The sequence below is a fragment of the Haloarcula terrestris genome (assembly GCF_031624315.1).
GTDB classification, from domain to species: domain Archaea; phylum Halobacteriota; class Halobacteria; order Halobacteriales; family Haloarculaceae; genus Haloarcula; species Haloarcula terrestris.
Genome location: NZ_JAMQOM010000003.1, coordinates 338817 through 350063 on the forward strand (window position 1 = coordinate 338817; position 11247 = coordinate 350063).

The 11247-nt window shown below is 65.4% G+C and carries 13 protein-coding genes; 7 read left to right on the plus strand and 6 right to left on the minus strand.

The annotated features are described in order from the left end of the window. The first annotated feature begins 33 nt into the window (after nucleotides 1-33). Both NDI54_RS08795 and NDI54_RS08800 read left to right on the plus strand, forming a co-directional pair. The gene (locus tag NDI54_RS08795) at nucleotides 34-519 is read left to right on the plus strand and encodes an SRPBCC family protein (protein WP_310896080.1); all 486 of its coding nucleotides are present in this window, start codon (nucleotides 34-36) and stop codon (nucleotides 517-519) included. Nucleotides 520-664: 145 nt separating this feature from the next. Next, entirely contained in the window at nucleotides 665-1573 is a 909-nt protein-coding gene (locus NDI54_RS08800) for a DMT family transporter (RefSeq protein WP_310896081.1), read from the plus strand. An 18-nt stretch (nucleotides 1574-1591) separates the two neighbouring features. Here NDI54_RS08800 and NDI54_RS08805 read toward each other — a convergent pair whose 3' ends face one another. Next, nucleotides 1592-2386, minus strand: a complete 795-nt coding sequence (locus NDI54_RS08805; protein WP_310896082.1) for an RIO1 family regulatory kinase/ATPase domain-containing protein — start codon at nucleotides 2384-2386, stop codon at nucleotides 1592-1594. Nucleotides 2387-2467: 81 nt separating this feature from the next. Between NDI54_RS08805 and NDI54_RS08810 the strand changes: the two genes are divergently transcribed. Then, the gene (locus NDI54_RS08810) at nucleotides 2468-3607 is read left to right on the plus strand and encodes an acyl-CoA dehydrogenase family protein (RefSeq protein WP_310896083.1); all 1140 of its coding nucleotides are present in this window, start codon (nucleotides 2468-2470) and stop codon (nucleotides 3605-3607) included. A gap of 4 nt (nucleotides 3608-3611) precedes the next feature. Here the strand turns inward: NDI54_RS08810 and NDI54_RS08815 are convergent, their stop codons facing one another. Both NDI54_RS08815 and NDI54_RS08820 read right to left on the minus strand, forming a co-directional pair. Continuing rightward, nucleotides 3612-4034, minus strand: coding sequence for a universal stress protein (locus NDI54_RS08815; RefSeq protein ID WP_310896084.1), 423 nt, complete (start codon nucleotides 4032-4034; stop codon nucleotides 3612-3614). Between the two features lie 55 nt (nucleotides 4035-4089). Further along, entirely contained in the window at nucleotides 4090-5553 is a 1464-nt protein-coding gene (locus tag NDI54_RS08820; protein WP_310896085.1) for an RtcB family protein, read from the minus strand. Between the two features lie 224 nt (nucleotides 5554-5777). On the opposite strand from NDI54_RS08820, the gene NDI54_RS08825 reads away from it, so the two are divergent. The 4 genes from NDI54_RS08825 to NDI54_RS08840 all read left to right on the plus strand — a co-directional run bounded on the left by NDI54_RS08825 (nucleotide 5778) and on the right by NDI54_RS08840 (nucleotide 8259). Beyond that, on the plus strand, nucleotides 5778-6302 hold the full coding sequence (locus NDI54_RS08825; protein ID WP_310896086.1) for a DoxX family protein: 525 nt from the start codon (nucleotides 5778-5780) through the stop codon (nucleotides 6300-6302). A 14-nt stretch (nucleotides 6303-6316) separates the two neighbouring features. Then, entirely contained in the window at nucleotides 6317-6613 is a 297-nt protein-coding gene (locus NDI54_RS08830) for a hypothetical protein (RefSeq protein ID WP_310896087.1), read from the plus strand. A 193-nt stretch (nucleotides 6614-6806) separates the two neighbouring features. Beyond that, a complete protein-coding gene (locus NDI54_RS08835; protein WP_310896088.1) occupies nucleotides 6807-7496 on the plus strand; it encodes a metal-dependent hydrolase in 690 nt (229 codons plus the stop codon). 76 nt (nucleotides 7497-7572) lie between these two features. Then, nucleotides 7573-8259 carry a protein sorting system archaetidylserine synthase gene (locus NDI54_RS08840; protein WP_310896089.1) on the plus strand — a complete coding sequence of 229 codons (687 nt, stop codon included), beginning with the start codon at nucleotides 7573-7575 and terminating at the stop codon, nucleotides 8257-8259. A 94-nt stretch (nucleotides 8260-8353) separates the two neighbouring features. Here NDI54_RS08840 and NDI54_RS08845 read toward each other — a convergent pair whose 3' ends face one another. The 3 genes from NDI54_RS08845 to NDI54_RS08855 form a co-directional block, all read right to left on the minus strand. Beyond that, nucleotides 8354-9142 (minus strand): hypothetical protein, encoded by a 789-nt coding sequence (locus NDI54_RS08845; RefSeq protein WP_310896090.1) that lies wholly within the window; start codon nucleotides 9140-9142, stop codon nucleotides 8354-8356. Nucleotides 9143-9310: 168 nt separating this feature from the next. Beyond that, complete coding sequence (locus tag NDI54_RS08850) at nucleotides 9311-10108, minus strand: helix-turn-helix transcriptional regulator (RefSeq protein WP_310896091.1); 798 nt, start codon at nucleotides 10106-10108, stop codon at nucleotides 9311-9313. A 277-nt stretch (nucleotides 10109-10385) separates the two neighbouring features. After that, entirely contained in the window at nucleotides 10386-11171 is a 786-nt protein-coding gene (locus NDI54_RS08855; protein WP_310896092.1) for an alpha/beta fold hydrolase, read from the minus strand. Between the last annotated feature and the right edge of the window lie 76 nt (nucleotides 11172-11247).

Consider the following 11247-nt stretch of genomic DNA (forward strand, 5'->3'; position numbering starts at 1 on the left):
GGGTGTTTTGCCCGCGCTGCCCCTACTGAACGTATGGAGATTTACGAGCGGCAGGTCCGCGTCGAAGCCCCGCTGTCCGAGGTCTGGAAATTCCACGCCACTGGCGACGGCCTGGTCGCACTGACGCCCGACTGGATGAACATCCGTATCGAGGAAGAGCGCGGACCGGACGGCGAACCGGACCCCGAGGAACTGACCGCCGGCTCCGTCGTCGTCTCCTCGATCAAGCCCTTCGGGATTCCCCCGCGCCAGCGCTGGGTCTCGAACATCGTGGCGCGGGAAGAGAGCGACGGCGAAGCGATGTTCCGCGACGCCATGGCGGAGGGGCCGTTCCCCCACTGGGAGCACACGCACACGTTTCGGGCGCTGAGCGACAGGGAAACGCTCGTTCACGACCACGTGGAGTTCGAACTGCCCGGCGGCCCGCTCGGTCGGGCATTCGGTCCCTTCGGCTGTCTCGGGATGGAGCCGATGTTCCGGTACCGCCATCGAAAGACGAAGGAACTGCTCGAAGGGTAACACACCCTCATCCGCACTCCGTCCGGCCCCGACTATGGTCTCCGGTGTTTCTTTATTCCCGTGTCGGATACTGCCACAGGATGAGTAGGCGCGCCGTCGCAGTAACCGATGCGGCCGCGGTTTCTCCACAGCACAACGGAGCGAGATGGGTGTGACGGAGCCGCGAATCGACCCACGAATCGCTCTAGCTGTTGCGGTGCTGGCGGTCAGTACGAGCGCGATTCTCGTCCGCTGGAGCGCGGCCGCGGCGTCGGTCGCAGCCTTCTACCGCGTCCTGCTGACGACGGCACTGCTGGCCCCGCTGGCGCTGGGACGGCACCGGGCCGCCTTCGGGCGACTCTCCCGGCGGGACGTGCTGGCGGCGGCGGCGACGGGCGTCGCGCTCGCGGTTCACTTCGCCGCGTGGTTCGAGAGCCTGGCGTGGACGAGCGTCGCGGCGTCGGTCACGCTGGTCCAGTGCCAGCCGCTGTTCGTCGCCGTCGGAGCGTGGGCGCTGCTGGACGAGCGCGTCACGCGGGGCACGACGGCGGGCATCCTCGTCGCCATCGGCGGCATCGTCGTGATGTCCGTCGGCGAACTGGTCGGCGGCGGTGCCATCGGTCCGCGCCCCCTCTATGGCAACGCCCTGGCCCTCGTCGGTGGCGTCATGGCCGCCGGGTACGTCCTCGCCGGCCGGTCGCTCCGCCAGCGGTTCCCCCTCATCCCCTACGTGACCGTCGTCTACGGCGTCGCCGCGGTCTGTCTGCTGGGGTTCGTCGTCGCATCGGGGCATCCCGTCACCGGCTACCCGCCGCGGGAGTGGGCGCTGTTTTTTGCGATGGCGGTCGGCCCCGGTGTGTTCGGCCACACCGTCCTCAACTGGGCGCTTGCTCACGTCGAATCGAGCATGGTCAGCGTCTCGCTGCTGGGCGAACCGGTCGGGAGCGCGCTGCTGGCGTTGCTGTTGCTCGCGGAAATCCCCGGTCCGTCGACCGTCGCCGGCGGGGTCGTCGTCCTCGTCGGCATCGGCGTCGTCGCCAGAAGCCGCGCGGTCGGGGCAGCGCCGGCCGACTGAGACCGTTTCGAGGCGGTGCTACGCACGCTTTTCGACGGCCCCGCGGATTTCGGCGGCGGCGAAGTCGTGATCCGGACGTATGTTGACGAAATCGAGGAACTCCTCCGCGGCCAGTAGCTCTGCCGTATCGTAGTGCATCGCCGCGGCCGAGACGGCGGCCGGCGCACCGATGAGTGGCTCCAGTGCGCCAAGGGCACAGGCCAGGTCGTAGGCGCGGGCGTCTCTGATCGCCGCCTCGCGGACGCTCGTCGCGTCGATGAAGTAGAGGTCGTCGTGGGCCACGAGCACGTTCTCACAGCGGAAATCGCCGTGTGCCAGCCCGTCCTCGTGCATCCGGTGGAGGAAGTCAAACACCGTGGGACTGTGTCGCTCGACGGTGGCCGGCGACAGTTCGTCCAGCGGGGCGAAGTCTGGAATGTATTCCAGGACGAGGATGCCCATCCCGTCGTACTCGAAGGCTTCGATGGGTTCGGGGGCGTTAACGCCGATTTCCCGCATCCGCTGGGTCGCTGCCAGTTCGTGTTCCGCCATCTCGTAGGGCGTCCCGAAGTGCTCGAAAAAGCCCTCCGTCCCCGAGGAAAACGCGCCGATATTGCGGCCGGCGGTCAGCAGCGTGTGGACGAGCGAGTTCTGCTCCGTGATGACCTTCACGAACCACTGGTCGTTGACGACCAGCGGCGTCGAGAGCCAGTTGTCGGCCTCCAGAAACGCAACGTGAGCCGCGGGCTCGTCGTAGCGGTCTATCACCGCCCGCGCCACGCCTTCGAGTTGCTCCCAGGGGACCGTCCCGCGGAGGAGTCGCCGGAACGCCATTCCCCCTAGGCGACGCCGTGGACGGGCAAATGGCTTGTGTCTGGCCCTGTGGTATTTAGTGACACAGGCCCTACGTTCGGTATGGAGTTCGACGTGCCGGGCGAACACCGGATGATACGGGATTCGATACGCGAGTTCTGCGAGAACGAGATCCAGCCGATAGCCCAGGAAATCGAGGACGAGCATCGCTTCCCGGCGGAGATTTTCGAGGCCCTCGGCGATCTGGACGTGATGGGCGTCCCGATCAGCGAGAAGTGGGGCGGGCTGGGCGGGGACACGCTGATGTACGCACTCGTCGCCGAGGAACTCGGGCGCGTCTCCGGGAGCATCGGCCTCTCGTACGTGGCCCACACCTCGCTTGGGAGCAAGCCAATCGAACTGTTCGGCACGGACGCCCAGAAGGACCGCTGGCTCACGCCGCTCGCTACCGGCGAGCACCTCGGCGGCTGGGCGCTGACTGAGCCGGGTAGCGGAAGCGACGCCAGCGACATGGATACGACGGCCGAGCGGGACGGCGACGAGTACGTGCTCAACGGGACCAAGCAGTTCATCACCAACGCCTCCGTCGCCGGGTCAGTGCTGGTCAAGGCCGTCACCGACCCCGGAGCGGGCTACGACGGCATCTCGACGTTCATCGTCGCTCCCGAAGACGACGGCTGGGAAGTGACGACCGAGTGGGAGAAGATGGGGCTGAACGCCTCGCCGACCTGCGAACTCCAGTTCGACGACTGCCGGATTCCCGCGGATCGGCTGCTTGGTGAGGAAGGCGACGGCTGGGAGCAGACGCTGAAGACGCTCAACGGCGGTCGCATCTCTATTGCCGCGCTCTCGACGGGGCTCGCACAGGGGGCGTTCGAGGCCGCAAAGTCCTACGCCACCGAGCGCGAGCAGTTCGACCGTCCCATCTCGAAGTTCGACGCCGTCCGGGACAAGATCGTCGAGATGGACCGCAAAATCGAACGCTCGCGGCTGCTGACCCACAAAGCCGCGACGATGTACGACCAGGGCGAGGACGTGACCCGGCTCTCCTCGCTAGCGAAACTCGACGCCAGCGAGATCTGCCGGGAGGTCGCCGAGGACGCCGTGCAGGTACTGGGCGGCTACGGCTACACGACGGACTTCGCCCCGCAGCGGTTCTACCGCGACGCGAAGCTCATGGAAATCGGCGAGGGGACGAGCGAGATACAGCGGATGGTCCTCGGGCGGGAGCTGGGGCTGTAGGGCGCTACTGCTCTGGCTGGGCGTGGCCCTCGGGGACGATGGTAACGGGAACCTCGGCAGCGTCGATGACGGCGAGCGTCGCGTCACCCTCCCGGAGCCGGCCGGCCAACCCCTTCGGCTCGTGGCCCATAACGATGTGGTCCACGTCCACGTCGGCCGCGAGTTCGACCAGTTCGTTGCCGATTCGTGTGCCCGACCGCATCGCGGACCGGCCGACGTGTTCGATGGCGACGGTTGCAACGACAGTGGCATCGCGGAACCGCTCGCGCATCTCGTCCCGGAGCTGTTTGGCCGTGCCGTCGGCAGTGTCTTCGTCGACGAGGTGGACGACGTACAGTTCCTCGTCGAGTCCGTCGGCGAGTCGAACCGCTGTATCGATGACTGCCGGGGAGACCGAATCGTTGGCGATAGCCACGAGAATGGTCATACGGAACACAGGGCCTTCGTGCGCAAATCACTTTCTGCCAACCTAACAGGTCAGCTCACTCCGTGGCCTTCAGATTGTGGACGGCGTCGACGTACTCGACGACCTCGGCCGTGGGTTCGATGGCCGAGAGGATCGCGTCGGCGTCCTTGTAGGCCATCGGCGCTTCGTCGCGGACGCCTTCGATGACGGACTCGGAGTAGACGCCGTCCATCGCCGCGGCGAACTCGTCCATGTCGATCTCGCTGTGGGCCTGCCGGCGGCTCATCACGCGGCCCGCGCCGTGTGGGGCGGTCTGGTGGTACTCGTCGTTACCCTTCCCGTGGGCGATGATCGAGCCTTCGGCCATGTTGAACGGAATCAGCAGCCGCTGGTCCTCGCGGGCCGGCGTCGCTCCCTTGCGGACGGTCAGATCCCGGAAATCGATGTAGTTGTGAATCGACTGGAAGCGGTCGACGGGGTCGATGCCCAGAGCGTCACAGACGGCGTCGCTCATCAGTTCGCGGTTCCAGCGGGCGTACTGCTGGGCGAACAGCATGTCGACGAGGTAGCCGTGAGCCTCCCGGCCTTCCAGCCAGTCTAAGTCCGTGTTGCGGTCCTCGTCGTCGCTGCTGTGGATGGCGTCCTGGACCTGCCCCAGCGCGTCGAAGGCCTCCTCGATCTCCTTGCCGTCCAGTTCGCTGCGGAGGCGGTCCTTGCGGATGTAGGACTCACCCATGCCGCCGGTGACCCAGGCGTAGAGGTCCCGCGACTCGACGGTATCGGGGTCGAACTTGAGGTACTCGACGTAGGCCTCGGGAATCTGCTCGCGGATGTCACCGATGGTCCGGCGGTCCGTCGCCGTCGATTGCCAGTACTCGGCGACGGACTTGCCCAGGTAGCGTGAGCCGCTGTGGATGACCAGCCAGTAGTCCCCCGACTCGCGGCCCTGGCCGAACTCGACGAAGTGGTTCCCGCCGCCCAGGGTGCCGGCGCTCTTGATGATGTACCCCATGCCCTGGCGCTGGTCGGCCAGCACGCGGTCACACAGCGCCTCGAAGTACGCCTCGTCGTAGCCGTCGAAGTCGAACTCGACGGGGTCGATATGCTCGCCGAACCGCTCGGCGTAGGCCGCGTCGAACTGCTCGAAGACGCGGTTCGCGCGCTCGAAAGGGAACTCCTCGACCAGATGGACGGCGTCGTCGTAGTCGTGGACGTTGCGGCCCATCGGGACCACCTCGCGCACACGGCGCTCGCGCTCTTCGTCTTCCAGCGGCAGTTCGGAGCCGAGATTCGTCGCGGCCATCCCACAGCCCACGTCGACGCCGACGATGTTCGGGACGACGCGCTCGCCCAGCGGCATCGTGAAGCCGATGGGCGCGCCGGCCCCCCAGTGCGTGTCCGGCATGATGCGGACCGGCTCGGTGAACGCCGGGTGGTCGATGAGCGTCTCGATCTGCTCCCGACACCCCGCCTCGACGAGCGACTCGTCGTCGACCATCACTCGCGCTGTTGTGTGTTTGCCCGTCAGTTCGAGTACCATTGGTGTCATAGCGTAGTTGCATCGGGGGTTTGAACCTCACGGTGGCCCGGGACCAGTTGACACTCCAGCGAATAGCACATAAAAACCCACAGCCGAACGGGTGGGTATACCCAGAATCACTGATATTTCGCTTCTCGAACCTTGAGAGCGGTTTTCAGTTGCTGGGAACGCACTGCCGTTTATATGCTCCTTGCTCGCTCAAGTACACATGTGAGGTGACACAGATGTCCTATCAAGCGGCGAACCCCCTGGCAGACGAGTTCGAGTTCGAGCTCGGCGGGGCCTGGACCGCGTACTGGCTGGCGTTCCTGCGTGTCGTAACCGGCTGGTGGTTCTTCCACGCAGGCGTAACGAAGCTCATCGAGGACGGGCTGGCCTACACCTACGGGCCGACGTATCTCAAGCAAATGACTGGCACGGCACTCGGTCCGATCCCCGTGCTGATGGGCGAACACCTTGGCTGGCTCATTCAGGCCATGGTCCCGCTGGGCGAGACGTTCATCGGGCTCGGACTGATGGTCGGCGCGCTGGTCAGGCTTGCCTCCGTCTTCGGGGTCTTCTTCATGGCCCTGTTCTGGATCGGCAACGCAGGCTTCGGCCACGGGCTGGTCAACAGCGACTTCATGGGCCTGCTGCTGTTCATGACGATGATCGTGCTGGCCACTGGCCGCTACTACGGCCTGGACGCGCTCATCGAGAAGACCAAACTGGTCAAACGACACCCGAAGCTCCGGTACCTGCTCGGGTAAGGAGGTGACCACAAATGCAACAACACACCACCATCATCGACAAAGCGGCGATGGCACTCAGCGGCGGACTGCTGCTGCTGGGCGTCGTCGTCCTCGGCATCGTGGAGCTACTGGCGGGTAAGCCATACGGCGCGGCACCGCTGACGAACGACGCGGGCGAGGTCATCGCGACCCCGATGGTCGACCCGACGCTCCGGACCGGGCTGGTCCTGGCCGGCCTCCTGGTCCTGGCCCTGTACGGGGGCTACAGGCTCGTCGCTCCAATGAAAGACGAGGCGGCCCCGGCACAGCAAGAGATCACGGCAGACTGAACGGTTCTCGTTTTCGCGTTTGTGACTCGACATGTGACTTCCGGCCACAGAAGTGTCAATGGGTGCCGGTCCACCCCACCGGGTCCCCACTAACAATGTATTTACTGTGTCCATATTAATCAGATGGAGTGGTTTCTAATTCTGATAGCGCCCACCACAACGCTCATCTCCGTGGTAGTGTTGCTCTCTCTGTATGCCTTCACTGGTGGTTCACTATGCCTTCGTGGGGCTGCTCGCCGCGACACTGTTGGGCGCCGCATTCGACAGGCGGTCGCTCCTGCTGTCGATACTGGTCGTCACGTTCCCCGATATCGACGCCTTCATCGGCCTCTACTGGCAGGCCGGTCACCGGGCCGCGACGACGAACCTCGTCATTCCGGCACTGCTGGCGCTTCTCATCGGAATCGACCTCCATCTCCGCGAGAAGTCGTACATCAGGAATCGCTGGGGAGCCTATGGCGTTCGAGTCAGTTGGTTCTGCGTCGTCGTGTACGCGGTTGGGCACGTACTGCTGGACCTGATTACGGGCGGCGCGAACCTCTTCTGGCCGCTGTACGACCAGTTCTACCAGCTTAGCGGCCATCTGGAACTGTCGAGCCAGCGCGGTATCGTCCAGACGTTCGTCGAACTGCCCGAACCAACGTCTCAGAACGCTGCTGGAAGCACTGGCGGGAGCGGCGGCTCAACCACACAGGCGATGGGCAACTCAAGCGAGGTGCAGATGAGCACCGGTGTCGATCCGAACCCGGGACAGGCGGAACCCGAAAACGTCGACCGCGTGTTCCCCATTGCCCGGAGCGGGTGGGAACTGGTCATTTTGGTCGTCGGGACCTGTGCCACCGCGGCCCGACTCGTCATCGGCCACGACCTGCCTGAGGAGTAATCGCCGGCCACTCGACCCCTGGCCCGGGGCGTTCGCTTTCGAGTCCTTCATATACGCCGTGGCCAACCGGGGAACCATGGGCTTCGAGATACGGCGACGACTGAGCCTCGCCGACACGGTGACGCTGTTCAACGCCGTCGTCGGGTTCGTCGCCGGAGCCATCGCCTTCGCCGACCCGCATCTGGCCGCTCGGCTGATCCTGCTCGCGGTCATCGCCGACGCCGTCGACGGTATCGTCGCCCGGAACGGGGACAGTTCGGCGGTCGGGCCGCTGCTCGACTCCGTGACCGATGTTGTCTCTTTCGGTGCGACACCGAGTCTCTTTCTCTACGTGCTGCTGACGAACGCCTACGGCGGCATCGAGTCCGCCCATCCGGCCGTGTTCGTCGGTCTCGTGTTGCTCGCCTCGGCGTACGTCGTGTGCTCGATCATTCGGACGGCGTTTTACTCGACGTACTTCGATTCACCCGACGAGCGCCCGGGAATGCCGAACACGCTTGGGAGCATCATTATCGCCACGGCGTATCTGAGTGGCGTTACGGATCCGCTCGTCCTGAGCGTCGGAGCGCTGGGGCTCTCGCTTGCGATGGTCGCACCCTTCGACTATCCGAAACCCGGCCCCAAGCACGCGATTCCGATGGGCGTCGTCCAGGCGGTGGCCGTCGTCGCGCCAGCGGCATTGTTCCGGGCGGGGCCGCGGGCGATGCTCGGCATCGCACTGCTGTTTTTCGCGCTCGGGCCGTGGTTCTACCCTGGAGAATAACCCTCCCCTGTGGTCTTGTTGGAATCAGTCGTTCTGGATTACGGGGTCCTGTGACGCCCGCTCTAACGGACTGGTCGGTCGGGGTGACACGGAGCTATAGCCCGGCGGCGTCGATGATCGTCGTCTCGGGGTTGGGCCGGAGACTGTCGAGCACTGTGGTCGCTGCCTCGTCAAGTTCCGACAGACAGAACAGGATTTGGTCACCCTCGTCGTCGTACTCGACGAGAGAGGACGTAATCTCGATGCCCGTTCGGAAGTAGTTACGCGTCCCGTCCACCGCATACGGGAGGTGGAGTTCGTACAGCGGGAGCGAGTCCGCCCCAGCAGTGCCGACCACCGACAGCGCCTCGCCGTCGTACTCCTGCTCCCCGACGACGGCGAACGGGCCGTTCGAATCGCCGACCCTGTCGTTGATGAACGTCTCGACCGCCGACGCAGGCCGGGGAGTGTAGAACTGGGTCACTCTGAGGGTGGCCGACCCGGTCGTCTCGTCAACTGTCACAGCCGGGCTTTCGAAGGGCTGTGAGCGACCGGTCGGTGCGGCGATAGGCTCGGCCACGGTGTACGTCCCGGGATACTCGAAACTGAACACGAACGGTGTTCCCGCCGTCTCGAACGGGGCCGGATCCCCCGCTATGCCGGCACACGAGGACCCGCTCGTATCGGGCGTCGTGTTGGACCCGCCCCCTGAAGTAGGCGTCTCGCCAGCGCTCTCCGCGTCGGTTTCGGCTTGATCGTCGTCTCCGTCGTCTGTTTCACTACCGCTACAACCGGCCAACAGCCCGAAGGTGGCGGCGGCGGCGAACGCTCGCAGGAGCGTCCGGCGCGACGTGGCTGGTGTTTCTGGCGATACGGGCGATTGATCGTCGTTTTCTGGCTGCATAGTGGGTTCGTCGCGTGCGTCCCGGCACGTCGAGTGCCTGTCAATCTCCCTGGAGGAACATAACGATACGCGCTGAGAATGTTCCCACAGTGTGGGACGATTGAGCCCCGCGCCCCCGAAGCGGGGGTCGCTCTCCACGGCAGGTGGGACTGGCGTCCGCTCGCAACCTCACTCGTCGAGGTCCGCCGCCGTGATCGGGGCCGCAGCCTCGCGGTGGCGGTCGAAGAACGCGTCGAACCACTCGCGTACCGCCTGGGACTCGGTTTCGACGAGCGCCTGTGACGCGCCGTTGTCGTCGCGGAGCGCGAAGATGATCGTCCCGTCGTTGTCGACGCAGTTACACGCCGGCAACCCCGAGCCACGGAAGAAGCGGACCCGGTCTGTGGCGACCATCTCACGCATCCGCTGGGCGTCCGTCTCGGAGTCGCGGATCGCATCGAAGACCGGTGTCGCCACGATACCATCGAGTGTGAGGCGTCGGTCGACCACCGTCGCCTGCCAGAGCGCCGCAAGCGCCGGCGGGGCGTGCTGGCTTGCCACCAGCCGGACCGTCTCCGCCTGTCGGATGTGTTCGAGACTCCGCGTCAGCGGGCGAACGTTGTCCGTCGCGTCGGGCCGGACGATAGTGGCGTCGTGTAGCTCGCCCACGTCGAAGTCGACGTGTTCAATCGGGAACCACTGGACCTGTTCACCCAGTCGGTCAAGCGCCTCGACGGTCTCGGTCAGCGACCGGACTGCCCGCACGAGCTGGACGCCCTGGGGCGTCGCCACGTACCTGTCGCGAGGGTGCTCGATCCACTCCCGGTCCTCGAACTCCGAGAGGATGCGGCTTAGCGTCGCTCGGGCCACGTCCGTCTGGGCTGCGAGCTCCGCTCGGGTGTGCGGGCCCGTCGCCAGCGTCTCTAACACGCGAATGCGGTTCGGCGAGTTCGCGAGAAACGCGACTCGGTCGAGCGGTTCGTCCATCAAGTATACGTTCACCGGCTGCCCTAATGGTGGTTTTGACGAGCGACCGCGGCGACTGGCATCTTCAGCGGCCCGGTTTTCGGAGACATTTTCGCCTCAAGGCCGGTCTCTTCCACGTCAGGACGAGCAGCGTCCCCGAAAGCAGCACAGATGGTTGTCAACAGCGGGTGTGCAATCCTGATTGACTCTGACACTTGCGGGCTGGTGCCTACCCGCAGTATTCAGGACCGATCCCTGTCGGCAGTTGCGGGTTTCGACAGAGGCGCCGCAGTCACTCTCAAACCGCTCGGCCCACGTCCTCAAGGAACCCACCGACGATGTCGTTGAACAGGTCGCCTCGCTCAACCATCGCCAGATGCGCGGCGTCGGGGACGAACGACACCTCGCCGTTCGGTATCTCAGTGGCTAGCGTTTCGTGATACGCACGCGGGGTGAGTTTGTCGTGCTCGCCACAGATAGCGAGGACCGGCATCTCGATCTCGCCGAGTCGGTCGCGCACACTGAAGTGATGGCAGGTCATGAAATCGCGGCGGGTCACCGTCTGTCCGACCGCCTTCATCTGCTCGCGGGAGCGAGGGGCGGCCTCGTGGGCGGTGTCATGGAACAGCCGGTCCCGTTCGTGCAGAAACTCGACGGCACGCTCCCAGTCGCTTGCCAGCCACTCCTGCAGCCCTTCGAACACCGGTAGTTCGGGGCCGGTGCCGAGCAACACCATCGCCTCCGGCGTCCACTCGCGCTCCAGTGCGACCCACTGGGCGATGGCTCCGCCAAGCGAATTGCCGACCAGCACGTCAGCGTCCGTCTCTCCCGCTACAGCCACCACGTCGTCCGCGTACGCGTCGAGCGTCGCGGTCCCAGCGTCGGCGTCGATATCGTCGGAGTCACCGTGACCTGACAGGTCCAGCGCGACGGCGGGGTGGGCCGGCCCGGATGGGGCGTACTGGCGGCCCCACACGCGGTGGGTCGCGCCGCTGCCGTGGACGTACAGCGTCGTCGGTCCCCCGCTATCAGATCGCGTCCGTCTGTACGCCGTGACTCGCCCGCGGTGGCTGACCCGCTCCATGCGACACCGTTGGGAAGCGGTGTGGATAAAAGGTTGCCGCGCCCAAATACGGTGTGAACCGCATTCAAGCAACTAC

Excerpts from the sequence above, each read along its gene's own strand:
- NDI54_RS08795 (WP_310896080.1), top strand. The coding sequence starts at position 34 with ATGGAGATTTACGAGCGGCAGGTCCGCGTCGAAGCCCCGCTGTCCGAG.
- NDI54_RS08800 (WP_310896081.1), top strand. The coding sequence starts at position 665 with ATGGGTGTGACGGAGCCGCGAATCGACCCACGAATCGCTCTAGCTGTT.
- NDI54_RS08805 (WP_310896082.1), bottom strand. The coding sequence starts at position 2,386 with ATGGCGTTCCGGCGACTCCTCCGCGGGACGGTCCCCTGGGAGCAACTC.
- NDI54_RS08810 (WP_310896083.1), top strand. The coding sequence starts at position 2,468 with ATGGAGTTCGACGTGCCGGGCGAACACCGGATGATACGGGATTCGATA.
- NDI54_RS08815 (WP_310896084.1), bottom strand. The coding sequence starts at position 4,034 with ATGACCATTCTCGTGGCTATCGCCAACGATTCGGTCTCCCCGGCAGTC.
- NDI54_RS08820 (WP_310896085.1), bottom strand. The coding sequence starts at position 5,553 with ATGGTACTCGAACTGACGGGCAAACACACAACAGCGCGAGTGATGGTC.
- NDI54_RS08825 (WP_310896086.1), top strand. The coding sequence starts at position 5,778 with ATGTCCTATCAAGCGGCGAACCCCCTGGCAGACGAGTTCGAGTTCGAG.
- NDI54_RS08830 (WP_310896087.1), top strand. The coding sequence starts at position 6,317 with ATGCAACAACACACCACCATCATCGACAAAGCGGCGATGGCACTCAGC.
- NDI54_RS08835 (WP_310896088.1), top strand. The coding sequence starts at position 6,807 with ATGCCTTCACTGGTGGTTCACTATGCCTTCGTGGGGCTGCTCGCCGCG.
- NDI54_RS08840 (WP_310896089.1), top strand. The coding sequence starts at position 7,573 with ATGGGCTTCGAGATACGGCGACGACTGAGCCTCGCCGACACGGTGACG.
- NDI54_RS08845 (WP_310896090.1), bottom strand. The coding sequence starts at position 9,142 with ATGCAGCCAGAAAACGACGATCAATCGCCCGTATCGCCAGAAACACCA.
- NDI54_RS08850 (WP_310896091.1), bottom strand. The coding sequence starts at position 10,108 with ATGGACGAACCGCTCGACCGAGTCGCGTTTCTCGCGAACTCGCCGAAC.
- NDI54_RS08855 (WP_310896092.1), bottom strand. The coding sequence starts at position 11,171 with ATGGAGCGGGTCAGCCACCGCGGGCGAGTCACGGCGTACAGACGGACG.